This window comes from Paenibacillus sp. FSL R5-0470 (assembly GCF_037975205.1).
GTDB lineage: Bacteria > Bacillota > Bacilli > Paenibacillales > Paenibacillaceae > Paenibacillus_AQ.
Genome location: NZ_CP150238.1, coordinates 2,723,903 through 2,749,418 on the forward strand (window position 1 = coordinate 2,723,903; position 25,516 = coordinate 2,749,418).

Here is a 25,516-nt window from a genome sequence, read left to right on the forward strand (position 1 = left end):
TCGGGAGGGAACGTTATGAATGAAACAGGGGCTTGCATTGTGCGAAGGGATCGGACGATTCTACTGGAATGTGCACATCCTGGTTTTGAGAAGGCTAGGAAAGAACTAGGAGCCTTTGCAGAGCTCGTAAAGAGTCCTCCGGCTTATCACACCTATAGAATCACTCCATTATCATTATGGAATGCTGCAGCGCTTAATTATACAGCTGAAACGATTATTTCGAGTCTGCATCAACTCGCGCGCTGGGGTGTTCCTGCCGGGCTGGAGGATGAGATCGCAACTCTTCTCTCTAGGTATGGAAAGCTCACCCTTCACGGTCAGGAGACTTCGAATGAGATCATTACGCTTAGGGCTGAGACAGCTGAGATTCTGAATGGACTAGTTAATGAATCAGGTCTAAAGGAGTTAGGTTTGCAGAGAATAAATCCACTAGAAAGCTCATGCCGTGCGGAGAACAGAGGGCTTTTAAAGCAAGAGCTGATGAGACTAGGCTACCCTGTGCTGGATTATGCTGGTTATCATGTCGGACAAGCTCTAAGTTTGACCTGGAAGGAGTCTCACAATCACGCAAAGGATGGAGCGAAAGGTGAAGCTTTTGGACTGCGTGAATATCAGCAGGAGGCTGTCCAGATGTTTCAAGGCATAGAAGGGCAGGGAGGCAGCGGGGTAGTTGTGTTGCCTTGTGGAGCGGGTAAGACGGTAGTGGGACTGGCTGTTCTTGAAAGTCTACAATGCGAAACACTGATCTTAACTTCAAATACAACTTCGGTAAGACAATGGGTAGATGAGCTGCTTGAGCGAACCGATTTGGCTGATGAGTCTATTGGCGAATACTCCGGTGAAAAAAGAGAAGTGCGGCCTGTTACTATAGCTACCTATCAGATATTAACGCACCGTCAATCCAAAGGCGGTCCTTTTCTCCATATGAAGCTGTTCAATGAACGCAACTGGGGTTTGATTATTTATGATGAGGTTCATCTGCTTCCAGCTCCAGTATTCCGGGCTACAGCAGATATTCAGGCTACTAGAAGACTAGGTCTCACTGCAACTCTGGTTAGAGAAGACGGGAAGGAAGGGGACGTATTCTCATTGATCGGGCCTAAGCGTTACGACATGCCTTGGAAGGAGCTGGAGCAGCAGGGCTGGATTGCAGAGGTAGAATGTGTCGAGATGATCGTACCGATGAGCTCTGAGCTGAGACAGAAGTATTTGTATGCGGAAGCGAAAGAGAAATTTCGTATGGCCTCATGCAATCCTGCAAAAGCTGAGGTTATAGTCGAGCTTCTAAAAGCCCATCAGGGATCATCGGTTCTGGTTATTGGACAGTATCTCGATCAATTAATTGAACTGGCGGATAAGATCGGTGCACCTCTGATTACGGGTAAAACGAAGCAGCGAGAAAGAGATGAGTTGTATGCAGCTTTTAACGAGGGAATAATACAGGTGCTTGTTGTCTCTAAAGTAGCGAATTTTGCGGTGAATTTGCCAGATGCGTCGATTGCTATTGAGGTTTCAGGAGCTTTTGGATCCAGGCAGGAGGAGGCCCAGCGCTTGGGTCGAATCTTGCGTCCGAAGGCGGGTGAGAACAAAGCGTACTTCTATTCACTGGTATCTGAAGATAGCCGGGAGCAGGAATTCGCTATGCGCCGCCGCATGTTTTTAACAGAACAGGGGTATGAATATGTCGTTAAAATGGTGCCGAACGGAAAGGAGCGAACGATCCATTGAACCAGCTATCAGCGGAAGCCCTAGAGGTCTTAAAGCGATTATGTGCTGCTTACGCGGCCCAACCCTTTGACGAGGGGAAAGAAGAGCGGTGGCGTCCTACGACGCTCTGCCGGGCAGAGCAAAAGCTTGCAATGAATGAACTGCGGCGCGCGGGGTTGTTAACTGCGAGGCATAAAATATTGGGGGAGAAGCTGTATCAGATTCCTGTTGAGCAATTATTAGTGCTAGAACAAGAATTCTTCCCATACCAGCCTAAGTTTATTGAGGGTTATTCAGTGAATCTATCCATGGAGGCGGGTGCTGGACTGGCAGTAGATCTGTTTCGGGCCTTGCTGTTCATGGCTCGTGAAGGCTTGCCTTTGACCGCTAAGGGAATTATTCATAAAAAGAATTTAAATCGTTTAGCGGCTCAGCTTTCTTTTCAGGAAAAGCATTTAGCGGGGCTCTCTATGGGCACTCCTTCGAATGAAATGGATGCTCTGTCAGCGGCTCTTGTAGTAGATATCATGTTGTGTCTTGGGCATATTACCAGACTGAAAACGGGCTATAGACTGGACAAGGATATGCTGGGACGTTGGTTGCAACTTCCTGAGACAAGAATGACTGATATCCTGTATGGGATTGTTATTCATCGTTTTGGAAGCATTGGGCCTGCCGATCAGCATTTTCGCTATTTAATAACCAGCAATGCTTTTGTATCAGAGAAATGGACAGCGTTGCCTGAGCTTCTGGACTGGATGGCAGATATGAATTTAACTGGAACAGTTTCCCGGAAAGAGCTGGAACAATCAAGCTTAAACTGGCTTCGTTGTCTAACAGGCTTTGGATGGTGTGAACTGGGGAGCACGCCTGAGGGTATCCAGTGTTTTCGCTGGACTGCTGCAAAACCAAAGCTGATGTACAGTAGAGAGATCTTTCCTGATTCTGTGGCAGAGTATTCGAATGATCAGTTTATTGTGCAACCCGATTTTGAAGTCCTGATTCCACCGGATGTTCTCTATACTGTGCGCTGGGTTTTAGCTGAATGCGCTGAACTACTGCAAACAGATACGATGTGGAGCTTCCGACTGACTCGTGAGATGCTAGTGCATGCATCAGAGCGAGGGATGCCTCCAGAAGAAGCGATAGCTTGGATTAAAGATCATGCACTGGGTGGTCTGCCATCTGTGGTGGAGCTATCTTTAGAGCAATGGGGAAAGAGCATTGGCCGAACATCACTCTCTGAAGTGATTCTGTTGACTTGTCAGACGGAGGAGGACGGAGGGGCTATTGCAGCCCATCCGCGACTGCAAGAGAGCCTTAAACGTATCGGACCGCTTCATTTTCTTGTATCTCCGGAGTCTGTGGAGCAGATGCGTAAGGAGCTGTCCTTAGCAGGATTGGCCCCTTCTAGGATGATTGGAGGACGTGAGGAAGAGGTGGATGCTGAATGGACTTCATTTCATCAAGAAGCCGAAACCGAGCAAGCGTTGTATTCACTTCCAGTACTAAATCCTGAACTAAGGCTACTCGACAGAGGGAATCCCTTTTTAAACCTACCAGTTATTTCTCCTGAGCAGGAGGAGGATATCTTATTAGGTGGAGAAAATGTGCCACAGATCTGGAGCAAGGAATGGCGCCATTATCATAGCTCAACCGCTCAGAAAGTAATGGAACAAGGGCTGAAATGGGGAATTAAGGTGCGGTTTTCCTTAAAGGACCAAATGTTAGATTTCATCCCCTCCAGAATAAAAGGTAATCCTTGGAAAGTGGAAGGCCATCTGCTGTATAACGATGGTGAAACGGTTGAGGAAATAGAGCTGGCCCCTGAAGACTGGAAGGAAATGAAGTTAGTAATTCCCAAAAGGCGAAGAAATTCCTCTTCTGCTGAAGCGAGTGATTATGGTATGATAGAAAAGTCTACTGAATTCGGTAGAACATTAACGTAGAAAAGAGCTGAGTTCATGAGCGTAGCGGAATTAAATACGGTCGATATGGCTGAAGTGCTGACATACGCCTATGAATTAGGCGATATGATTAATCAATCCGCCGAAGTGTCGGATTACTTATACTGGAAAGGACGGGTTGATTCGAACCCAGAAATTCAGGCCATGGTCAAACAGCTTCAAGCCAAGAAGGAGTTGTTTGAAGAAACACAGCGATTCGGACATTTTCATCCGAACTATCATTCAGCGAAGGATGAGGTTTCGGCAGTAGAAGCGGAATTGGAGAAGTTTGAAGAGGTCGCTCGTTTTAAGCAGGCGGAGAAGACTCTTGATGACATTCTGCATTCCATGTCGGAAGCGATTGCTTTTTCAGTATCGGATAGCATTAAAGTACCAAGCAATGATCCTTCCCCTAAAGGTGGATGCGGTAGCGGGGGAAAATGCTCCTGCGGATAAGCTTCCCTTAGGATTTAGAGAGAGAAAGGCGGTTTAGCTTATGTTTGCGGAACGGACAGGATACATCATTTGGGTAAGTGACGTTAAAGCGGCACGTAACCTTGAGAAATACGGAACATTACATTATGTTTCTCGGAAAATGCATTATGCAGTGATGTATGTAAATGCAGAACGTGCCGAGGAAGTTATGAAGAATGTCCGCAGACTCTCCTACGTTCGTAAGATCGAAAGATCCTATCGTAACGAAATTAAGACAGAGTATACCAGTAATGGGCCGGACAAGTCCCGTAACTACGGTATGTAATTCTTGGAGATGAACAGGTGCTTAAGTAGCACCTGTTTTTTTATGCGCAGATCTCGGGTAACCGCGGTTTCTTCCGTGCTCTGGAACTTGTACAACTTTCAGCAATGAGGTAAGATGACAACATTAAGTACATACAAAGACCCTTATGGTGGAGTGTGATGATGATGCGCAACAAAGGGACGGATTGGCCCAGTTCTTACGAGCCCTTCCACATCATGCTGAACGACTACAGGGTCGCTGACATCGTTATAACAAATCATGCGAAGAGTCGTTATTTGGACCGGATCAGTAAAGGTGTAAGCGATGACGAAGAGGTCGCCGCATGGATGTGGCAGTGCCTGATGCAGAATCGGCTCAAGCCCTTTTCAGACAGTGATTTTAACGCGTATTTAATTGACGATGACTCTGTAGTAATCGCTGAGTTCACGGAATTGATAGGTGAAAAAGATATTTCAGGTCAGCCATTATATTCTATGATCATCGTTTCGTTTCTTGGAAGAATCTCTGCGACTCCACAGTTGAGAGATTTAAAAACTTACTTTTCGCTGCTGCGCAATTCCCGCCGCACTAAGCTAACGAAGAAGAAGCGTAAACGTAAATAGTGTATAAAGAACGAACAGGAGGCATGCGGCGGTGGCTGCATGTCCTTTTTGAAAATAAGAATATATAAGCTTCATATCGTACATAATCCCTTACTTAAGTTTCTTTTATAGATAGCACAAGGAGTTGCAGAGCATGAACTTTCATCAATTACATATTTTTTATACTGTCTTAGAGCGAGGAAGCTTCTCGGCAGCGGCACAGACATTACATATGACTCAACCAGCAGTGACCATGCAAGTACAGGCGCTAGAGGATTATTTTGGAACCAAGCTCTTCAATCGTTCTACCAAAAAAATCATGCTCACCGAAGCAGGTCATACGTTAATGCCATACGCGCTGCGCAGTATCCAATTGATGCGGGAGACGGATCAAGCGATGTCGGCGTTTACGCATATGTTGGAAGGGCGCTTGCAGCTTGGGGCAAGCCTTACCATTGGGGAGTATGTGCTGCCACGGCTCTTAGGTCCTTTTGGAAAGCAGTATCCGAACATTTCAATCATGATGAAGGTCATGAATACCTCGCAAATTATGGAGGAAATCCTAAAACATCAGTTGAATTTTGGTTTAATTGAAGCGTCGGTAACACATCCTGATATGGTGATTGAGCCGGTGATGGGGGATGAATTGAAGTTGATTGTGCCCCATGATCATCCGCTTGCAGAGCAGCAAGAGGTCACTTTGGAGGAGGTGCTTCAGCACCCTTTTGTCCTGCGTGAGCAGGGCTCAGGAACGCGGCGTGTGATGGAAGAGCAGCTCTTCTCGAAGGGGCTTGATCCGGGATCGATGAAAATAGTGATGGAGCTTGGTAGTACGGGTGCTGTGAAGTCGGCAGTGGAGGCAGGTCTTGGGGTTACTATTATCTCGACTTCTTCTGTTAAACATGAGGTTGCACTTGGACTACTGAAAATCGTGAATATCTCGGATGCCTCATTTAAAAGACAATTCTACGCCATTCATCTAAAATCGACACTGCTGCCAATTTCTGCAGTGACGTTCTTGACTTTTTTGCGCGAGCATTCGAATGATAACTAAAGCAATATGACCAGAGGCAGGAAACTTAGAAACTAGCGATAGAGGTGATAGAAATGGAGAATGAAACTAGACTGGATGAACTGAAGGGCGACAGACCGGAGAATATTGACGCCTCACGATGCGATCTTCACACGCATACTCAAGCCTCTGATGGCATGCAGCCACCGGAGGAAAATGTACGTCTCGCTAAAGAGAAGGGACTAATCGCAGTTGCCATAACGGATCATGATACTGTGGCTGGTGTGAAGGAAGCTCTCAAAGCAGGAGAGAAATACGGAATCACTGTTGTACCGGGTGTAGAGATCAGCACTCGTGCTGGAGGAAAAGATATTCACGTCCTTGGATACTACGTAGATCCAGAAAATGAGTTGTTTCTTTCCCGTTTGGAAGGGCTAAGAGAAACCCGGGCACTAAGGAATGAGGCGATCCTCTCAAAATTACGTGGGCTTGGGATTGAAATTACGCTTGAGGCAGTTGTCGCGGGAATTGGACGGGAACTGAAGCCTGATGAGAGTATTGGGCGACCACATATTGCTGATGAGCTGGTTCGTCTTGGAGCAGCTACGGATATGAGAGATGCGTTCAATAAGTATTTAGCCGAAGGTGCAGCGGCTTACGTGTCACCCCCACGAATCACGCCCGAGGATGCCTGTGATTGGATCATCGAGGCGGGTGGGTCTCCAGTATTGGCGCATCCAGGCCTATATGGTGACGACCAGTTAGTACGAGGGATTATGGAGCAGGGGGCTTTTAAAGGGATTGAGGTTTATCATTCGGATCACGAACCCGCTGATTCAGAGCGTTACCTAACCATGGCTGAAGAATTCAGCTTAATTATAACCGGTGGCTCGGATTTTCATGGTGCCCGCCAAGGTGTTGTATTCCATGGAGATATCGGTAGTGTTACGGTTTCTGTTGAAGCGCTGGAACAGTTGAAGAAGGTTGCTGGCATGTTACGTCAAAACTAAGTTCAATCAGTTGAACATAATATACTGAAAAACGAAAACCGGCTGTCATCCACAAATGGACGACAGCCGGTTCTTTTTGTTAATTAGCTTCTCAGCGTATTTGGAAGACTCTTAATGCGATTTTCATCTGGAGTGACAAACAATGTTTTCTGATGATCATAGATCACAAATCCGGGTTTCGAGCCACTCGGTTTGCGGACATGGCGGATTAGTGTACAGTCTACAGGCACACTGCTTGACTGCTTCGCCTGACTGAAATAAGCGGCAAGCTGGGCGGCTTCTTCCAGTGTGGCATCTCCAAATTCCTCACTACGGATGACAACGTGAGAACCAGGAATATCCTTGGTATGCAGCCAAGTGTCATTAGGTGAAGCCAGTCGATTAGTGACGTATTCGTTCTGTAAATTATTTTTTCCGACATAAATGTCGATGCCTTCAGACGAGGTGAAGACCTGCAATGTGGGTCTGGTTGCTTTTTTCTTTTTCTTGCCTTTTTTGCTTCGGTCGCGAAGATATCCTTGACTTACAAGCTCGTCGCGGATCTCTTCAATGTCATTCAATGAGGCATGGGCAAGCTGCTGAAGTAAACTTTCCATGTAGGATATTTCCTCATGGGTCTTAATCAGCTGCTCATTAATGACAAGGAGGCTGTTTTTATATTTGTTGTACTTTTTAAAATAACGTTGTGCATTATCCGATGGGCTTAATAAAGGGTCGAGTGGGATGACCATTTCTGCCTGATTTTCGTCATAATAATTGACCAAAGAGGCTTCTTTATCTCCTTTGGACACGGCATGTAAGGACGCGAATAGCAATTCACCCCAAATACGATAGCGATCTGCGTCTTGCGCTTCGTCTAGATCCTTCTGTAGATTGGCAAGCTTCTTAACGTTTTTGCTACGTTCGTTGCTCAGGAAACGGATCAAATCACTTACCCGTTGCTTCACCGTATCACGTTCAGCTTTATCCCCGTAATAATCCTCCATGCACTCACTAATCGTGTTATATTGCTTCGCATTCTCACCCAATAGAGATAACGGAATAGCGGAAAAAATCATTTTCCCTTTCGCATTCGCACCTGAAACAGGAGAGAATTCGCAATTATGGACAGGTCCCATTACAGACTGGAAGGCGTCCCATAACTTTGTTGGAAATTCTGGTGCAGATCCCTGTGTATCGCCTACCGCAAGGTCATTTCTGAGACGAAGAGAAATCTCTCCGGCAACAAGTGGACTCATTCCGCTGAAGGCATGCACCATCCAGCCTACCGGGTCAGCAGATGGGGAAGGACCGCCTGAGCCGTCAGGTTTCTGCTCAACCTCTTCTTTTGTAATCAGGTTGGCGAGCTCACCTTCAATGATTTCTTCCGGTTCGGCCTCCTTCTCATCTTCTTCCAGTAGAGCGGATTCTTCAGCAGCTGAGATCAAATTGAGAAATCGTTCTTTATCGATCTCCAGAGGGTTCAGCTTGTGTTGCTGAGGAGGCTCTGTGTAAGCGACACCAGGCATTACGATCCGGTAGCTGCTGATTGATGGAGTAACATGATGAATGCCGTCTATGATCGTTCCTGTGCTGAGCTCAGTAAGGATGATATTACTATGCCGTCCCATGAGCTCTATGATGATCTTTTTGGCAGAGACGTCTCCAAGCTCATCTCTAGTCTTAACATTTATGTGAATAATTCGTTCCATGCCTACCTGAGTGATACTCTCAATAGCCCCACCTTCACAATGCTTACGCATGAGCATGCAGAACATAGGTGCTTCTGAGGGGTTTATGCTGCTTCTTTCTGTAAGATGCAGACGCGGATATGTCGGATTAGCAGAGAGCAATAGCTTGCCGCCGCCACCGGCACCCCGCAGGTTGAAGATAAGATCGTGATTGCTCGGTTGATATATTTTTCCTATACGCGCACCAATGAATGATTGCAGTTCGTGCACGATAGCTCGGGTAACAATGCCGTCTAATGCCATGATAAAGCTCTCCTGTCGACGTGAAATGAATTTCTGAAAATATAAGAAAGTATAAGTTTCACATCATACTTTATATCTTATATTTCTTGTTTAAACGCTTACCGCCCTTATAAGAACACCGAAGACGTTTAAGCTTACCTCTCTATGATGCCATACTTTGGGACATTCGCGCAAAAGGGGAATTGGTTAGGCGGTGATATTATTGGACGACCTTGAATACACTTGGTCATGAACAGGTGGAAAAGCTGTGCGCCGCCGGAAGTCAAGAAACGACCGGGAGGGAAAGAAAAGTCATGGAACAAAACAGTTGGCACCGGCTCGGTGCAGAAGAGCTGCAGAAAATGTTCAATGTCCATCCGAGGACGGGCCTCAGTGGAGAGGATGCCGCGGAGCGACGGAAGCAAAATGGGTATAACGAGCTGTCCGAAGGAAAGACCGTATCCCCGTTTACCCTGCTGTTGAACCAGTTTAAGGATTTCATGGTGCTTGTGCTTATGGGTGCGACGCTCGTATCCGGTTTGCTTGGCGAATATTTGGATGCCATCACGATCATCGCGATTATCCTTTTAAACGGAGCCCTTGGGTTTGTTCAAGAGTTCCGCGCCGAACGTTCGCTAAGAGCTTTAAAACAGCTCTCCGCGCCTTCTGCCAAAGTACTGCGTGGGGGGAACAGCGAGGTTATTCCAGCAAAGATGTTAGTACCAGGTGATATTGTCTTGCTGGAGAGTGGTGATCGAATACCCGCGGATATACGATGGCTAGATTGCAGTTCTCTATATGTGGAGGAATCCGCGCTAACTGGGGAATCGCTGCCTGTCTCGAAGCATTCGGATGTGATCCGCGCGGAGGAGATTCCGCTCGGCGATCAGAAGAATCTTGGGTTCATGGGCACAATGGTAACCAGGGGTACTGGTAAAGCTATCGTAATTCGTACGGGTATGGACACAGAGATGGGTAAGATTGCAGACCTGATCCAGAATACAGAATCTCAGGAGACTCCCCTTCAGCATCGTCTCGAGCAGTTAGGAAAAATTTTGATCTATGTATCACTAGGTTTAACTATTGTAGTTGTAGCTGCCGGTATTTTACATGGACAGCCTGCCACAGCAATGTTCTTGGCCGGGGTAAGCTTGGCGGTCGCTGCGATTCCGGAAGGGCTTCCGGCCATTGTAACCATCGCACTTGCGCTGGGCGTGCAGAGGATGATCAAACGAAAGGCCATCGTTCGTAAATTACCTTCAGTGGAAACCTTGGGCTGCGCATCCGTCATCTGTTCGGACAAGACGGGTACATTGACTCAGAATAAAATGACGGTGACCCGATTATGGACGGGCGGACGTGGCCTTGAAGTAACAGGTGAAGGTTATGCTCCGAACGGACAGGTTCTGGAGAAAGGTAAACCGGTAGATCTCAAAAATGATCAAAGTTTAAGACGGATGCTACAGGTGGGTGCTTTGTGCAGTAATGCAGAGATTATTGAGACCTTTCCGACCGAAGTGCGAGGTAAGCGTAAAGGGAAGGATAAGGACATTGTAGTTGATAAATCTTCTGACAGCTCATCGATCTGGGAACTCAAAGGAGATCCAACGGAAGGAGCTCTAGTAGCGCTTTCAGGGAAGATGGGTTTGACTGCCCAGACGCTAGCCGTAACATACTCCCGTGAGAAGGAATTTCCTTTTGATTCCGAGCGAAAGTTAATGTCAGTTATTATTGGTCATCCCGGAGGACGGATGGTATGTACGAAAGGCGCGCCTGATGTGCTGCTTAATCGCTGTTCGTATATGCTCTGGGAGGGCGGTGTCGTGCCTTTAACGCCAACATTGCGGCAGAAAGTACTTGATGCCAATGAGCAAATGGCTTCAGGTGCACTTCGTGTCCTAGGTATGGCTTATCGTGATATGCGTCCAAGTGAAAATGTGGATAGTGAAAAGGATGCGGAGTGCCAACTTGTCTTTATCGGATTGGCTGGAATGATTGATCCGCCACGGCGTGAAGTTCGCGATGCCATTAGCGTCACACGCCGAGCAGGAATTAAGACTGTGATGATTACTGGGGACCATGGAACGACTGCAGAGGCCATTGCTCACCAATTAGGAATTCTGCAACGTGGGGGCACAGTATTAACAGGAGCTCAACTGACTCGGATGGATGATGATGAGCTGGATAAAGTATCGGATAATGTGTACGTATTCGCCCGCGTATCTCCAGAGCATAAGCTTCGTATCGTGAAGTCTTTGCAGCGCCGTGGTCATGTTGTGGCTATGACCGGAGACGGAGTCAATGATGCTCCAGCCATCAAAGCGGCAGATATAGGAATATCTATGGGGATCACCGGAACAGATGTGACCAAGGAAGCATCTTCATTAGTGCTAGGGGATGACAACTTCTCAACCATTGTAGCTGCCATTGAAGAGGGTAGAAACATCTATGAGAACATTCGTAAATTCATTCGATACCTGCTCGCATCAAATGTAGGGGAAATCTTGACCATGTTCTTTGCCATGATGCTCGGTCTGCCTCTGCCATTAGTGCCTATTCAAATTTTATGGGTCAACTTGGTGACAGACGGACTGCCAGCGATGGCGCTTGGTGTTGACCAGCCTGAGAAGGACTTAATGGAGCATAAGCCGCGTGGTGCAAAGGAAAATATTTTTGCCCGTCGTTTAGGGTGGAAGATCATAAGCCGTGGATTTTTAATCGGTTTATGTACGTTAGGAGCATTTTGGCTAACCTTACGTGTAGCACCAGAAAATCCAGCGCAGCTGATTCGAGCACAGTCCGTAGCTTTTGCGACACTCGTTATGGCCCAGTTGATTCATGTCTTCGATTGCCGCAGTTCTCGTTCGGTGTTCCATCGAAATCCGTTCCAGAATAAGTACCTAGTTCTTGCTGTTTTGTCATCCGTGATTTTGATGCTGGCTGTTATGTATATTCCATTTCTCCAGCCCGTCTTCAAAACAGTGCCGCTTAATTTCCGTGAATGGTGTCTAGTATTTGTAACTGCGGGGATTCCGACCTTCTTGATGGGGGCTGGCAGTGTTTGGGGCGGTAAACGAAATCGAGGTCGTAGCGGCAGTAATTCGATGATAAAAAGTACAAAAATTTCGGCATAAAGTTAATAGTAACGCTCCATTCCTAAAGGTATACTTGTTGCAGTAAATAGCTCGTATCTAACTTAACATAACCTTTAGGAGTGGACTTTCAATGGAATTTACAAAAATGCACGGTCTAGGCAATGACTTCATCGTAGTTTTCGGCGAGCAAGAGCTACCAAGTAATGCAGCGGATCTTGCTGTAACGTTATGCAATCGATTCTTTGGAATTGGTGCGGACGGACTTGTATACATCCTTCCGTCTGAACGCGGCGATTACATGATGCGCATTATGAATTCTGATGGCTCGGAAGCAGAGCAGTGCGGAAATGCCATTCGCTGTGTATCCAAATATGTCTACGATCATGGCCTGGTAAACTCCGAGCAGATTGTTATTGAAACGATTGGTGCCGGAGAACAAAAGGTTACCTTGAATGTAAAAGACGGTGTAGTGGAAACTGTAACGGTTGATATGGGTGAACCTGTATTGTCCGGTCTTCAAATTCCGGTAGCTATTGATGCAGAACCCGTGCTCTCAGAGCGGATTGAATCGGATGGAACCGAATTTAAGTTTACTGCAGTATCTATGGGTAATCCTCATTGCGTTATTTATGTAGAAGATGCCGTATCTTTCGATCTAGCGACATGGGGACCTAAGCTAGAGGTACATCCATTGTTCCCGAGAAAGGTAAACGTTGAGTTCGCGACGGTTCTAGATCGAGGCAGAGTAGATATGCGGGTATGGGAACGTGGAGCTGGACCAACACTTGCTTGTGGGACTGGAGCTTGCGCAACTTTAGTATCTTCTGTGCTAAATGGTCTGACGGACCGAGCAGCTTGGATTAGTCTAAAGGGTGGCGATCTGTACATTGAATGGAATGAAGAGGATAACCATGTGTATATGACAGGTCCTGCTGAGGTTGCATTCACAGGTAGTGTAGCCATTTAGAAAAATACTTAAGAAGGTAGCCCAAGAGAATCTCTTGGGCTGCCTTCTTGTGTTTCCACATCCTTGCGACTTTATGTAGCCGAATAATGGAAGGGATAACCGAGAATAATACCCCTAAGATTGAAAAAAGGGGGGACCTTGTTGAACATAAACGGGATAAACAGAAGAAACAAATCCGCTAAGGAACAACAAGGAGCCTCAGTTCATGAAGATACTCGAATTCCGAGGCTTACCGATGATTTGGACCAAACGCTCGACCAAATAGATAATGAGTTGGGTCATAGTCCTGATCTCAAAATTCGTCAGGTAAAGATCGGAGGTGAGAGTCCCGTTCAAGCAGCAGTGATTCATCTTAATGGGCTTGTCAACAAGGAAACGGTCGATGAATTCGTAATCAGTTCGTTACTCGGAATTACAGACGAAATGCTCAAAGAGAACATCTCTGCAACAAATGATCTTAAGGAATTCGTATTGAACCGTGCTTTGGAAATAGGTCAAGCACAGCTGCAAGAGGAGTGGAATGAGGTTCTACTGGCGATCCTTTCTGGCAAAACGGTCATTCTGATTGAAGGTTATGACAGTGCAATTGTGTGTGAGACCGAGGGAGGAGAAGCTCGCTCCGTCAGCGAACCATCCACCCAGCTAGTCGTGCGAGGCCCAAAGGATAGTTTTGTTGAATCTGTAGCTACGAACATTTCCTTGATTCGGAGACGAATTAAGTCTTCTAAGCTAAGACTAGAACATTTAAAGATCGGAAAGGTAACTCACACAGATGTGGCCCTCATGTACATTAAAGACAATGCAGACGAGAAGTTGGTAGAAGAGGTGAGAAATCGGCTACAACAGATTAATGTCGATGCCATCATGGAATCCGGTTATATTGAAGAACTAATTCAGGATAAAACCTTCACACCTTTTCCAACCATTAATAATAGTGAACGGCCTGACGTTGCAGCGACGAACCTATTAGAGGGTAGGGTTGTGATCATTATAGATGGCACCCCGTTTGTATTGATTCTGCCTGCGGTATTTACACTGTTTTTTCAGTCTGCCTCGGATTATGCTCAAAGGTTCGATATTGCAATTCTCATGCGTCTTGTTCGATATATCAGTTTTATTGTACTAATTCTTGGACCTTCCGTTTATATAGCGTTAACCACTTACCATTATGAGATGATTCCTACAACCCTGTTAATCAATCTATTATCACAACGTGAAAATGTACCTTTTCCTGCTTTTGTGGAGGCAATCCTGATGGAAGGAGCGTTCGAGATCATTAGAGAGGCTGGAGTAAGAATGCCGCGTGCAGTAGGACAGACAGTATCCGTTGTTGGTGCTCTTATTTTGGGACAGGCAGTAGTAGAAGCAGGAATCATCACACCGGTTATGGTTATTGTAGTAGCGCTGACAGGGATTGCGAGCTTTGCTATACCTGCTTATAACATGGCGATAGCAGGTAGAATTATCCGTTTCGGATTTTTAGTGCTGGCCGGTATGTTTGGTTTTTATGGGATTACTTTAGGCTTAATTGTTTTGCTTGCACATATGAATAGTCTGCGTTCATTCGGTGTCCCTTATCTATCCCCTATTGTGCCTATATCCTCACATGGTCAAAAAGATGCGTTCTTAAGACTGCCCTTATGGGCTTTGAGAACGGAGCAAGTTTCTACAACAAAGAGGCAAGAAGGCATTTCGGAAGGAAAGAAGATCTCAACAGGACATGAACAGAATATTTCTCCTAAAATCCTTGAAAAATCTACTGGGGCAGAGCATCCAAAAAAAGGAGTGCAGGATGAAGAGTAATCGCACTATTTTTATTGGGGTTGTCCTGCTTTGTTTATTGATATTTCTCAGTCTTACAGGCTGCTGGGACAGTGTGGAGCTAAATAGAAGGGCAATCGTTTCTGGAGTGGCTATTGATAGAGGTCCTACAGATGAGGAGAAATATGTATTATCTTTTCAGATTATAATTGCTGACGAAATCTCTGGCGAGAACGCCAGAGGTACTTCGCCAGTCGTAGTATATAAAGGCAGTGGACGTACAATGTTTGAAGCGTTGGCTAATGCCTCACGTCAGACTGCGCGCTTCTTGTCCTTAGGACATATCCGAGTGATCGTTATTTCGGAAAAGTTTGCTCGCGAAGGTATCAAAGATATGATGGATGTCCTAGAAAGAGAGAGTGAAACTAGGCTAACCAGTTTTATTTTTATATCAAAGGGACAGCCGGCGGTAGATAGTATGACGACCATGACTACGTTTGGCAAAATACCCGCCAATGATCTAGTGGAGAAGCTGCAGACGACCTCTAAACAGTATGGATATAATTACCGGATGGAAGTAGACGATATAATTCGTGGTATTCAAATTCCTGGTGGTGGGCCTATCGTCAATGGGGTAATAGTAACAGGGGAATTGGACAAAAAAGATAATAACGACAGTTTGAAAAATATAGATCCTGAGGCCATTCTTAGAGTTACAGACTTCGCTGCATTTAAAGAGGACAAGCTGATAGGCTGGCTACGAGGTGATGAAGCTATAGGTACTGCCCTGCTAAAGAATAAAATTACACAAATTCCAGTAGTGGTTTCGATTGGTGAGGATGAATATGTAGCGTTCATCGTGTATTTATCTCAGGTACATATTCATGCTGATGCGAAGGACGCCGAGCATCCGGTAATCACAATAAATATCACTGAGCAGGCAGGTTTAAAAGAATCACCTAATGCTTTGGATTTGACAGATCCCAAGGTCTTAAATAATCTTTCGGAACTTCTAGAACAGAGTATCAATGATAAGTTACATGCAGCTGTCTCAGCAGCCCGTTTGTTAAAAAGCGATTATCTTGGATTTGGTGAAGTTGTAGAACGAGAGAATCCGCGGGGGTGGAAGCAAGTAAAAGATCATTGGGATAGCATATTTGCAACCTGTGAGATCAAGTTTAATGTGGATATAGTTATTCGGCATACCGACATGCGGAGTGATTCTTTTCAGTCCAAAAAGAAATGATAATTTAGGAGGGCAGCTATGGGAAATATAAAAATAGGACTACTTCAATTTTTCACCCTGACAGTGTTGTTTGAACTAGGGACGGCGCTGGTAGTGAATCTTGGAATGGAGTCTGATAAGGATGCTTGGATTTCCATATTGCTGGGGAATTTGATAGGATTAATTGTTTTTGCAGGATATGCCTATCTTTATAGAAAGTTTCCGAATCTGCCCCTTACGGCATATATCCGGCAACTATTTGGCAAATATGTGGGTTCTTTGATATCCATAGCTTATATCGTGATATTTCTTAATTTGGCTGGTCGTGATCTGCGAGATGGTAGCTCTATGCTAGTTATGGCTACTATGCACAGGACGCCGTTATTCATTGTAGCGATGTTAATGGTATTATCTAGTGCTTATGTATTGCATAAAGGAGTAGAAGTGCTGTCCCGAACTTCGTTGGTGTTTGCGGTGATTGTGATATTAATCGGTTTATTTTGTTCGAGCATGTTAATGTTCTCGGGCTCCATTAATTTGAACCGTTTGCTCCCTGTTTTTGAGAATGGAATTAAGCCAATTGTTTCTTCTGTTTTACATCAAAACTACATTTTCCCTTTTGGTGAAATGATCTGTTTTACTATGCTTATGCCCTATCTGAATAACGTTAAAAAAGGTCCTTGGGTAATCGCAGCGGGCATATTTGTATCAGGTATACTGTTAAGTATGACCATGGCCTTAAATATATCGGTGCTTGGTACAGATATTGTCAGGCGTTCTCCGTTCCCCTTAATGCCTACGATCAGTAAGATCTCTATCTCCGATTTTATTCAACGTGTGGATATTCTAATTGTCATGGTGCTAATAATCGGTGTTTTTTTCAAATTGTCTGTTTTTTTTGCAGCAGCACTTATTGGGATTTCAGAATTGTTCAAGATTCCTTACCGAAGAATGGTGTATCCGGTAGCTCTAATAATCCTGTTCAGTTCGATGCTGAATGCCCGAAGCTTCACAGAACATATTGAAGAGGGAGGGAAACTGCTATACACGGTTTTTCCCTTCTTTATGGTGTTGATTCCATTGCTCCTAATTATTATTACAGCGATAAGAAGTCACAGTTCCCCTCCTCGTTCTGGTTGATGCCCCGTCTTCCAGGCTAGGATATCGGGAATAATCAGGCATAGCAATAAAATACAAGCAGCGACTTTCTCAGAGGGGGTATATAGCAAGTAATTTAGAATATAACCGATATTGCCCAGACCATATCCGTACATCCAATCTCCCAAATACAGAAATAATAAGCAGAGAATGCATAAGAGTAGAATTACCGTGTATTTTCGGATCAGAAGCTTTCTTGTTTTTTTCTTCACTTAAATACCCCTTTTATTGTTTTTAACGTTAGTATGAGGCTTTTAATACTTGATCATGCATACCACTGGGGGGTTGATTGCTTTTCTTATGAAAGCTTATCATCCATAGCGATTTATGTTACATTAGTATGAAACTAAAGTAGAACCTAATGTGACAGGGGAGGATCTTGCAGTGAAGCCGGATTTACGTTCCGCATGGGGAAACAAAGTATTGGTCGGAGACGGAGCGATGGGTACCTATTTATATCAGAAGGGTTTCCCTGTCGGCATTTCCTACGAAGAATTAAATTTGACCTCTCCGGGGGTTATCGAAGATGTCCATCGCAGCTATATCGATGCAGGAGCAGTGCTGCTAGAAAGCAACACCTTCTCAGCGAATTTTGACAGGCTGTCCAAATATGGTTTGGAGTCCAAGGTTGAAGAAATTAATCGCGCCGGAGTAAGAATCGCTCGTAAAGCTGCTGGAGATACAGGCTATGTATTAGGTGCTGTAGGCTCTATTCGCGCCGGTAAGCGTGCAAATCTCTCATCGACAGAGTTGAAGAGGTATTTTACACAGCAGATTACAGCATTATTAGAAGAAGAAGTAGACGGTATTATGCTAGAAACCTTTTACGATGTCGAGGAACTGCATCTTGCGCTAAGAACAGTACGTAAACATAGTACTCTCCCAGTCATTTGCCAATTTGCTGTGGATGAATCGGCACGTACATTAGATGGATTGACTTTACCAGAGGCTTTCCGGATCTTAGAAGGTGATGGAGCGGATATCATCGGATTTAACTGTAATACTGGCCCAAACGGGATTAAGAGAGCACTAAAAGCGGTACAAGGCAATCTTATTCTGCCTACCTCGGTCTATCCGAATGCGGGCGTTGCGGATTATGTAGATGGAGAATATCGGTATGGAGCCTCACCGGAATATTTCGGACAAATGGCAGTTACTTTTGCAGAAATGGGTTGCAGAATTATTGGGGGTTGCTGTGGTACTACTCCGCAGCATATTGCTGAAATTTCTTCCGCATTGAAAGATTACGTACCTCAGCCACTTCCAGAACCGACGCTTCCGACTGTGGAGCGTGTATCTTTGCAGGAGCATTTTGGCGAAGATGAGGGAAGAGATGGTCGTGAGCCGAACCTGCTTGATCTAGTCAAGGAACGTCATACGGTTATCGTTGAGCTTGATCCACCTCGTGATTTGGATATCGGCAAGTTCATGAAGGGTGCAGAAGCGTTGAGAAGAGCAGGTGCGGATGCGCTGACACTCGCCGATAACTCACTGGCGGTTACACGGATGAGCAATATGGCTTTGGGCCATTTGGTGCATGCTAAAACTGGACTCCGTCCACTAGTGCATATTGCTTGTCGCGATCGCAATCTGATTGGTACCCAATCGCATTTGATGGGTTTTGATGCGCTAGGAATTGATCATGTGTTAGCGGTGACTGGAGATCCAGCGAAATTCGGAGATCTTCCCGGCTCAAGTTCGGTTTACGACTTAACCTCTTTTGAAATTATTCGTATGATTAAGCAGTTGAATGATGGTATTTCCTTCTCAGGTAAACCTTTGAAGCAGAAAGCGAATTTTGTTATCGGTGCTGCCTTTAACCCGAATGTGAAACATTTAGATAAGGCCGTACAGCGACTGGAGAAGAAAATTGCCTCTGGTGCAGATTATATTATGACTCAGCCTGTCTATGATCAGGAGCTTATCGTAAAGATCGCTGAGGCAACTGCACATCTGGATATTCCCGTGTTTATTGGTGTGATGCCATTGGCTAGTGGGCGTAATGCAGAGTTCCTGCATAACGAGGTTCCGGGAATCCAGCTTACGGATGATGTTCGGAATCGCATGAAGGGACTTGAAGGAGAAGCAGGAAGAGCTGAAGGGGTCGCCATCGCTAAAGAGTTGTTAGATGTTGCAACTGCCCATTTCAATGGGATCTATTTGATGACACCGTTTATGTTCTATGATATGAGCGCACAGCTGATCGAGTATGTATGGGAGAAATCAGGACGTAAATTGTCCCCCTTGTTTCGCTAGTAATAATCAATTACAATAGTGTAATGGATGTGATTCCGTTGTCATTTAGCATGACCGGATACGGTCAATCGTCCCTGCAATTCGGCGGCTACAAGATTATGTTCGAAGTGAAATCGGTGAATCACCGGTACTGCGAAGTTGTACTGCGGATGCCCCGGGATTGGACGGGTTATGAGGATGTGCTGAGAAGAAAGGTTCAGCAGCACGTCAAACGGGGAAGGATAGATGTTACCATCAATAGAGAGCACGATGAGTCGTCTTCCGGACCGGTTCTGAATCGCTCTACTGTCATGACTTATCTTAAGGCAGCAGATCAGCTTAAGAACGAGTATGGTTTGTCCGGTGAGTTGACTCTACGTGATATACTTTCTATACCCGGTATTATGGAAAGCAAAGATGAGGCTGCGGGTGCCGTGTCCGCGGCCTTAGAAGACTACTCTGAAATGTTGGAGACGGGACTTGAGCAGAGTTTGCAATCTCTGCTAGAGATGCGCGCCCGTGAAGGCAGTTTTCTAGCCGCTGATATTGAACAGCGTCTCAATCATCTAGAATCCATGCATGCTGAAATGGTCGAACTTGCACCTGTTGTAATCATTGAATATCGTGACAAGCTTCGTCATCGATTAAATGAGTTAAATGATGGGACGTTCGCTTTTGATGAGCATAAATTCGGGATGGAAATCGCTATTTTTGCAGATCGCTGTAATATTGATGAAGAGTTGACCCGGTTGTATAGTCATTTCGAACAATGCAGAACCCTCCTGAAGGGGAAAGGACCGGTAGGACGCAAGCTGGATTTTCTCATTCAGGAGATGAACCGGGAGACGAATACAATCGGATCGAAATGTAATCATTTAACACTCGTGGGTCTTGTGCTAGACATGAAAGCTGAGCTGGAGAAGATTCGCGAACAAGCGGCAAACATAGAGTAGCCGGGAACAGGCAATAGCATAGAACTTTATGGGGGGAACTACCGGAACATGGCAATCAAACTTATCAACATTGGCTTTGGGAATATTGTGTCCGCCAATCGCATTATTTCCATCGTCAGTCCGGAATCTGCACCGATCAAACGTATTATCCAGGAGGCTCGAGATCGACATATGTTGATCGACGCCACCTATGGCCGACGGACTCGTGCCGTAATCATTACAGATAGTGATCATGTCATTCTGTCGGCTGTACAGCCGGAGACTGTAGCGCATCGCTTATCCAGTAAAGATGACGACAACGACGAATAACAACTAAATGGAGTGTATTATGTCAAAAGGATTGCTCATCATATTATCCGGACCTTCCGGCGTGGGTAAAGGTACTGTATGTACTGCGCTACGACCGAAGATGCCCGAACTTGTCTACTCAGTTTCTGCTACTACTCGCAGTCCGCGTGCGGGTGAGGAAGACGGCGTGAATTATTTTTTCAAAAGCAAAGAGGAGTTTTCGGCTATGATAGAAGCCGATCAACTGCTTGAATATGCGGAGTACGTAGGTAATTTTTACGGTACTCCACGTGATTTTGTAGAGAGAACTCTCAATAGCGGCAAAGATATTATTCTCGAAATTGAGGTTCAGGGAGCTCTCAAAGTTAAAGAAAAATTTCCTGAAGGTATTTTTGTGTTCCTTCTTCCACCTTCTATGGATGAGCTGAAGGACCGCATACGCGGACGGGGTACGGAACATCCAGATGTGATCGATCACCGCATGACTGTAGCGGAGGATGAGATTAATCTAATGCAGCATTATGATTATGCTGTTGTAAATGATGAGATTGATCTGGCCTGTAAGAGAATAGAAAGCATTATTATCGCCGAACATTGTAAAGTTAGATAATGAATGCTGCAAGGCTGAAGGTATTACCAGTAAACTATGAAGAGGTGTCCCTGTGCTATATCCATCAATTGATGAAATGATGACCAAGGTTGACAGTAAGTATTCGCTCGTTGTAGCCGCAGCACGTCGTGCTAGACAATTGCGTGAGGGTGGCAAGACAGATGTGAAGAACCCTAGATCGCATAAATTCGTCGGTGTTGCTCTTGAAGAAATTTACGAAGATCGCATTACGCTTACCCGTGGTGAAGAGTAGTCTCAAGTCTATTTAGATATGACCTTTTGTAGAAACGGATACCGCCTATTTGTTATTAGGCGATGCCGTTTCTTCTTGGGTTATGGAGCAATTATGGGTCTTTAATGAATGCTGATAGCCCAAGACCGGGCTGTTTCTGACAACCGGAAGGTTGTTATTTTTTTCTCAAAATATAAGAAGTTTAAGAATTAGATCATTCGTTGTAAGAGAAGGGAACAGGGGGGAGATCATGTTGAAGAGCTTGAAGGGGAAGACTATTTTACTTGGGATTACAGGGGGAATTGCCGCTTACAAAGCAGCAGCCCTGACCAGTAAGCTTGTCCAAAAAGGAGCCGAGGTTCATGTCATTATGACAGCTTCGGCAAAGCAGTTCATTACAGAATTAACTCTACAGTCACTGTCGAAGCAACGAGTATATAGCGATACATTCCAGGAACGGGATCCATCCTCCATCTCGCATATTGATTTGGCTGATTCGGCGGACCTTGTGATAGTAGCACCAGCAACTGCAAATATTATTGCTAAAATGGCGCACGGAATTGCGGATGATATGTTATCCACAACGTTACTCGCTACTACTGCACCTATAATGGTGGCACCGGCTATGAATGTTCATATGTATCAGCATCCCGCTGTACTTAGCAATTTGGATACCCTCGCTAAACGAGGTATTCAGTTTATTGAGCCTGGAGAAGGTCTGCTGGCATGTGGTTACGTGGGTAAAGGACGTTTAGAGGAACCGGAGACTATTGTAAGTTATGTTGAGGATTTTTTTGCGTTGCAAGAAAGTGTGAAGTCTAGTCCCCTCAAGGGTAAAAAGATCGTCATCACAGCTGGTGGTACAGTAGAACGGATTGATCCGGTACGCTATATCTCCAATGATTCCTCCGGTAAGATGGGTTTTGCATTGGCACGTGCTGCACGTGCAATGGGTGCTGAGGTTACCTTGATTGCTGCGCGAACAGATGAAGCGCCTCCGCAGGACCCGGATATGAATGTCATTCGTGTTCAATCTGCACAAGAAATGTACGATGCGGTTACTGCGCAGTGGGATAGCTGCGATATCATGATCAAGGCGGCTGCTGTTTCGGATTACCGGCCTAAGCAAAGTGAGCCATCCAAAATTAAAAAAAGTGGAGATACACTGACACTTGAGCTTATAAAAACAACGGATATTCTGGAAACGCTAGGTAAGAACAAAGACAAGCAGTTCTTGATCGGCTTTGCTGCGGAGACGGGAAACACAGAATTTTATGCAAAGGACAAGCTGGTCCGCAAAAACTGCGATCTCATTGTTGCAAACAATGTAGCGGCTGCAGGAGCCGGATTCGGATCGGATACGAATATTGTATCGATTTATGATGAAGATGGATTGGTGCTCGAATTGCCACAATTGTCTAAGGATGAGGTCGCTCGCCGCTTGCTGACGCTCGTGGCAGAGCGAATTACTGGAGCTTCATTATAATGGATATTGCCAAGGTCATTGTGGATGTGCCTGTACGCAGCACTGACCGGCCATTTGATTATAGTATTCCAGAATCACTAAAGTTATGGATTGAAGTGGGCAGCCGAGTAGCGGTCCCGTTTGGACACCGCACAGTGCAAGGCTTTGTCGTTTCTCTGGAGTCAGGTGAAACAGTAGTGAATCCTGGTCTTAAGGCTATTCAAGAGGTGCTGGATTTGCTTCCACCTTTATCTCCTGAATTAGTTGAGCTAGCGGACTGGATGAGTAAAAGATATGCATGCAGACGAATTTCAGCCCTGCAAGCGATGCTGCCCACTGCTCTAAAAGGGAAGGCAGAACGACTGATTTCGCTAGGAAATGTGGAAGAAGAAGCAGCATTTTCTGATGATGAATTATTCCCTATGTTTGCAGATACAGGGAATGAGGAACGACTAATTACTGAGTTTATCGGACGTAATGGCGAAGTTTCCATGAAGCAGCTCACCCGTGCATTTCCGGAGGCTGCGGAGACGGTGAAGTTCATGCTAAGACGTGGAGTTCTTGTAGAGAGCCAATCGATTAAAGATAAAATGGGCAAGAAGAAGCTGAAAGCAGTAGATCTTGCGATAGGGATCACGGCTGCTCGTGAGGCGTTGAATAAATTCCCCAAAAAGTCCGCGCGACAGAAGGAAGTGCTTAGCTATCTGATTGAAAGGGAATCTACACTCCCAATGGCGCTTAAGGAAGTCTTGTCTGCACTTCAAGTGACGGCAAGCACCGTGAAGGGTTTAGAGGAAAAAGGCTTTATCGAAATCAGTGAAATCGAAGTCTATCGCGACCCTTATCAAGGACGTGATTTTAAGCCTACTACGCCTCTGCCACTTACAGCAGAACAAGAGATTGTATACACACGTATTTCACGAACGCTAGAAGAACAGCTCCATGAAGTTTTTCTGTTACATGGCGTTACGGGGAGTGGTAAGACAGAAATCTATTTGCAATGTATCAAACGTTGTTTGGATCAGGGTAGACAGGCCGTAGTGCTCGTCCCAGAAATCGCATTAACGCCGCAGATGGTGGAGCGCTTTAAGGGGCGCTTCGGAAGTGGTGTTGCGGTAATGCATAGCCGATTATCTGTTGGCGAACGTTATGATGAGTGGCGCAAAATCCGTGAAGGAAAGGCTACAGTTGCCGTTGGCGCCCGTTCAGCGGTGTTTGCTCCGTTCTCTAACCTAGGTTTGATTATTATGGATGAAGAGCATGAAACCTCATATAAGCAGGAGGAAAATCCGAAATATCATGCCCGTGATGCAGCGATTCGCAGAGCCGAACAGTGTGGGGCAGCCGTGATTTTAGGCTCCGCCACGCCTTCGTTAGAAAGCTATCATGCTGCTAGAGCGCAGAGTGATATTCATTTTTCACCAGTCCTTCTAGAGATGCCTACCCGCGCGCTTGGTAACGAACTACCGAAGGTAAATATCGTGGATATGCGGGAAGAGCTTAAAGAAGGTAATCGCTCAATGTTCAGTCGAAAGCTTCATGCTGCATTGGCTGAAAGACTGGAACGTGGAGAACAGACCGTGTTATTGCTTAACCGTAGAGGTTTCTCGACGTTTGTTATGTGCCGGAGTTGCGGATATGTAGCAGGCTGCCCCGAGTGTGATATTTCATTAACGTATCATAGTCGTAGTGACAATTTGCGTTGTCATTATTGTGGTCATGCTGAACCAGCACCTAAACTTTGTCCAGAGTGTGGAAGTGAGCATATCCGGTTCTTCGGAACGGGGACGCAGCGGGTGGAAGAAGAGCTTGGTAAGTTGTTCCCTGGGATACGGGTGATTCGTATGGACGTGGATACAACGACAGAAAAAGGTTCGCATGAGAAGCTGCTGAATCAATTCAGAGACAAAAAAGCGGATGTTCTGCTAGGCACTCAGATGGTAGCAAAAGGTTTGGATTTTCCTGACGTAACTCTTGTTGGCGTAATTACAGCAGATTCAGCCTTGAACTTGCCCGATTTTCGTGCAGCGGAGAAGACCTTCCAATTGCTTACACAAGTTGCTGGAAGAGCAGGTCGGCATCAGCTTCCGGGTGAGGTCGTTGTTCAGTCCTATACACCAGAACATTATTCTATTATTCATGCTAGCGGGCATGACTATCTCTCTTTTGTAAGGGAAGAGCTGAAGCATCGCAGAGGGCTACATTATCCGCCTTATTGCAGACTGATACTCGTTACATTATCCCATGAGCAGTTACCGCTACTACTCCGGATGGCAGAGAATTACGCTATGAATCTGCAGGGGAAGGCCAGAAATCTAAGATGGTATGGGAGTCTAGATAAGCTAACCACGGATGTACTAGATCTGTTAGGTCCCGTAGCTTCTCCAATCCCTCGCTTAAAGGGTAGATATAGATTCCAATGTATGATAAAATGGCGCGGCGCCATCGATGTGATAGGGCTTGTTCGACAAGTGGCTGAGGAGTTGGAGGATTCTGTACGGGATACAGGGCTCCAGATCAGCATTGATGTTGATCCGCAAATGTTGATGTAAATCGTTA

The 25,516-nt window shown here is 45.5% G+C and carries 21 protein-coding genes; 19 read left to right on the plus strand and 2 right to left on the minus strand.

The features are described from left to right. Positions 1 to 15 precede the first annotated feature (15 nt). From MKY99_RS11785 to MKY99_RS11815, 7 genes are all read left to right on the plus strand, one after another. Positions 16 to 1,728, plus strand: a complete 1,713-nt coding sequence (locus tag MKY99_RS11785) for a DNA repair helicase XPB (protein WP_339270624.1) — start codon at positions 16 to 18, stop codon at positions 1,726 to 1,728. Beyond that, positions 1,725 to 3,656 carry a helicase-associated domain-containing protein gene (locus MKY99_RS11790; RefSeq protein ID WP_339270626.1) on the plus strand — a complete coding sequence of 644 codons (1,932 nt, stop codon included), beginning with the start codon at positions 1,725 to 1,727 and terminating at the stop codon, positions 3,654 to 3,656. The genes MKY99_RS11785 and MKY99_RS11790 overlap by 4 nt, the downstream gene beginning before the upstream one ends. A 15-nt stretch (positions 3,657 to 3,671) precedes the next feature. Continuing rightward, positions 3,672 to 4,109 carry a YlbF family regulator gene (locus tag MKY99_RS11795; protein ID WP_076282926.1) on the plus strand — a complete coding sequence of 146 codons (438 nt, stop codon included), beginning with the start codon at positions 3,672 to 3,674 and terminating at the stop codon, positions 4,107 to 4,109. Positions 4,110 to 4,149: 40 nt separating this feature from the next. Then, the gene (locus MKY99_RS11800; RefSeq protein ID WP_042126853.1) at positions 4,150 to 4,413 is read left to right on the plus strand and encodes a YlbG family protein; all 264 of its coding nucleotides are present in this window, start codon (positions 4,150 to 4,152) and stop codon (positions 4,411 to 4,413) included. Between the two features lie 164 nt (positions 4,414 to 4,577). Beyond that, positions 4,578 to 5,015 (plus strand): hypothetical protein, encoded by a 438-nt coding sequence (locus MKY99_RS11805; RefSeq protein WP_042193736.1) that lies wholly within the window; start codon positions 4,578 to 4,580, stop codon positions 5,013 to 5,015. 133 nt (positions 5,016 to 5,148) lie between these two features. Further along, a complete protein-coding gene (locus tag MKY99_RS11810; protein WP_042187365.1) occupies positions 5,149 to 6,048 on the plus strand; it encodes a selenium metabolism-associated LysR family transcriptional regulator in 900 nt (299 codons plus the stop codon). Positions 6,049 to 6,101: 53 nt separating this feature from the next. Beyond that, positions 6,102 to 7,016, plus strand: a complete 915-nt coding sequence (locus MKY99_RS11815) for a PHP domain-containing protein (protein WP_339270628.1) — start codon at positions 6,102 to 6,104, stop codon at positions 7,014 to 7,016. 83 nt (positions 7,017 to 7,099) lie between these two features. Here the strand turns inward: MKY99_RS11815 and MKY99_RS11820 are convergent, their stop codons facing one another. Continuing rightward, positions 7,100 to 8,989, minus strand: a complete 1,890-nt coding sequence (locus tag MKY99_RS11820) for an NFACT RNA binding domain-containing protein (RefSeq protein ID WP_339270629.1) — start codon at positions 8,987 to 8,989, stop codon at positions 7,100 to 7,102. Positions 8,990 to 9,282: 293 nt separating this feature from the next. Between MKY99_RS11820 and MKY99_RS11825 the strand changes: the two genes are divergently transcribed. The 5 genes from MKY99_RS11825 to MKY99_RS11845 all read left to right on the plus strand — a co-directional run bounded on the left by MKY99_RS11825 (position 9,283) and on the right by MKY99_RS11845 (position 17,156). Continuing rightward, a complete protein-coding gene (locus tag MKY99_RS11825; RefSeq protein WP_042187372.1) occupies positions 9,283 to 12,102 on the plus strand; it encodes a calcium-translocating P-type ATPase, SERCA-type in 2,820 nt (939 codons plus the stop codon). 91 nt (positions 12,103 to 12,193) lie between these two features. Further along, positions 12,194 to 13,030, plus strand: coding sequence for a diaminopimelate epimerase (gene dapF / locus MKY99_RS11830; RefSeq protein ID WP_042187374.1), 837 nt, complete (start codon positions 12,194 to 12,196; stop codon positions 13,028 to 13,030). A gap of 141 nt (positions 13,031 to 13,171) precedes the next feature. Further along, a complete protein-coding gene (locus MKY99_RS11835) occupies positions 13,172 to 14,833 on the plus strand; it encodes a spore germination protein (RefSeq protein WP_339270631.1) in 1,662 nt (553 codons plus the stop codon). Next, positions 14,823 to 16,037, plus strand: coding sequence for a Ger(x)C family spore germination protein (locus MKY99_RS11840; protein ID WP_339270633.1), 1,215 nt, complete (start codon positions 14,823 to 14,825; stop codon positions 16,035 to 16,037). The genes MKY99_RS11835 and MKY99_RS11840 overlap by 11 nt, the downstream gene beginning before the upstream one ends. 18 nt (positions 16,038 to 16,055) lie before the next feature. Next, positions 16,056 to 17,156 (plus strand): GerAB/ArcD/ProY family transporter, encoded by a 1,101-nt coding sequence (locus MKY99_RS11845; protein WP_076299456.1) that lies wholly within the window; start codon positions 16,056 to 16,058, stop codon positions 17,154 to 17,156. Here the strand turns inward: MKY99_RS11845 and MKY99_RS11850 are convergent. Continuing rightward, on the minus strand, positions 17,129 to 17,386 hold the full coding sequence (locus MKY99_RS11850; RefSeq protein WP_339270635.1) for a hypothetical protein: 258 nt from the start codon (positions 17,384 to 17,386) through the stop codon (positions 17,129 to 17,131). The genes MKY99_RS11845 and MKY99_RS11850 overlap by 28 nt on opposite strands. Before the next feature lie 172 nt (positions 17,387 to 17,558). On the opposite strand from MKY99_RS11850, the gene MKY99_RS11855 reads away from it, so the two are divergent. From MKY99_RS11855 to priA, 7 genes are all read left to right on the plus strand, one after another. Continuing rightward, on the plus strand, positions 17,559 to 19,430 hold the full coding sequence (locus tag MKY99_RS11855; protein WP_339270637.1) for a bifunctional homocysteine S-methyltransferase/methylenetetrahydrofolate reductase: 1,872 nt from the start codon (positions 17,559 to 17,561) through the stop codon (positions 19,428 to 19,430). A gap of 38 nt (positions 19,431 to 19,468) precedes the next feature. Then, positions 19,469 to 20,362, plus strand: coding sequence for a YicC/YloC family endoribonuclease (locus tag MKY99_RS11860; protein ID WP_042187381.1), 894 nt, complete (start codon positions 19,469 to 19,471; stop codon positions 20,360 to 20,362). Between the two features lie 48 nt (positions 20,363 to 20,410). Beyond that, entirely contained in the window at positions 20,411 to 20,671 is a 261-nt protein-coding gene (locus MKY99_RS11865) for a DUF370 domain-containing protein (RefSeq protein WP_006209218.1), read from the plus strand. Between the two features lie 19 nt (positions 20,672 to 20,690). Continuing rightward, a complete protein-coding gene (gene gmk / locus MKY99_RS11870) occupies positions 20,691 to 21,260 on the plus strand; it encodes a guanylate kinase (protein WP_076282916.1) in 570 nt (189 codons plus the stop codon). A 52-nt stretch (positions 21,261 to 21,312) separates the two neighbouring features. Beyond that, a complete protein-coding gene (gene rpoZ, locus MKY99_RS11875) occupies positions 21,313 to 21,513 on the plus strand; it encodes a DNA-directed RNA polymerase subunit omega (protein ID WP_036686188.1) in 201 nt (66 codons plus the stop codon). Positions 21,514 to 21,742: 229 nt separating this feature from the next. Beyond that, on the plus strand, positions 21,743 to 22,978 hold the full coding sequence (gene coaBC, locus MKY99_RS11880; protein WP_339270640.1) for a bifunctional phosphopantothenoylcysteine decarboxylase/phosphopantothenate--cysteine ligase CoaBC: 1,236 nt from the start codon (positions 21,743 to 21,745) through the stop codon (positions 22,976 to 22,978). Next, positions 22,978 to 25,509, plus strand: coding sequence for a primosomal protein N' (gene priA, locus MKY99_RS11885; RefSeq protein WP_339270642.1), 2,532 nt, complete (start codon positions 22,978 to 22,980; stop codon positions 25,507 to 25,509). The genes coaBC and priA overlap by 1 nt, the downstream gene beginning before the upstream one ends. Positions 25,510 to 25,516: the final 7 nt, after the last annotated feature.

Bases quoted from the DNA above. Each gene is read 5' to 3' on its own strand.
- gmk (WP_076282916.1), top strand. From the start codon at position 20,691: ATGTCAAAAGGATTGCTCATCATATTATCCGGACCTTCCGGCGTGGGT.
- priA (WP_339270642.1), top strand. From the start codon at position 22,978: ATGGATATTGCCAAGGTCATTGTGGATGTGCCTGTACGCAGCACTGAC.
- MKY99_RS11840 (WP_339270633.1), top strand. From the start codon at position 14,823: ATGAAGAGTAATCGCACTATTTTTATTGGGGTTGTCCTGCTTTGTTTA.
- MKY99_RS11800 (WP_042126853.1), top strand. From the start codon at position 4,150: ATGTTTGCGGAACGGACAGGATACATCATTTGGGTAAGTGACGTTAAA.
- MKY99_RS11820 (WP_339270629.1), bottom strand. From the start codon at position 8,989: ATGGCATTAGACGGCATTGTTACCCGAGCTATCGTGCACGAACTGCAA.
- MKY99_RS11815 (WP_339270628.1), top strand. From the start codon at position 6,102: ATGGAGAATGAAACTAGACTGGATGAACTGAAGGGCGACAGACCGGAG.
- dapF (WP_042187374.1), top strand. From the start codon at position 12,194: ATGGAATTTACAAAAATGCACGGTCTAGGCAATGACTTCATCGTAGTT.
- MKY99_RS11825 (WP_042187372.1), top strand. From the start codon at position 9,283: ATGGAACAAAACAGTTGGCACCGGCTCGGTGCAGAAGAGCTGCAGAAA.
- MKY99_RS11845 (WP_076299456.1), top strand. From the start codon at position 16,056: ATGGGAAATATAAAAATAGGACTACTTCAATTTTTCACCCTGACAGTG.
- MKY99_RS11795 (WP_076282926.1), top strand. From the start codon at position 3,672: ATGAGCGTAGCGGAATTAAATACGGTCGATATGGCTGAAGTGCTGACA.
- MKY99_RS11810 (WP_042187365.1), top strand. From the start codon at position 5,149: ATGAACTTTCATCAATTACATATTTTTTATACTGTCTTAGAGCGAGGA.
- MKY99_RS11785 (WP_339270624.1), top strand. From the start codon at position 16: ATGAATGAAACAGGGGCTTGCATTGTGCGAAGGGATCGGACGATTCTA.
- MKY99_RS11865 (WP_006209218.1), top strand. From the start codon at position 20,411: ATGGCAATCAAACTTATCAACATTGGCTTTGGGAATATTGTGTCCGCC.
- MKY99_RS11805 (WP_042193736.1), top strand. From the start codon at position 4,578: ATGCGCAACAAAGGGACGGATTGGCCCAGTTCTTACGAGCCCTTCCAC.
- coaBC (WP_339270640.1), top strand. From the start codon at position 21,743: ATGTTGAAGAGCTTGAAGGGGAAGACTATTTTACTTGGGATTACAGGG.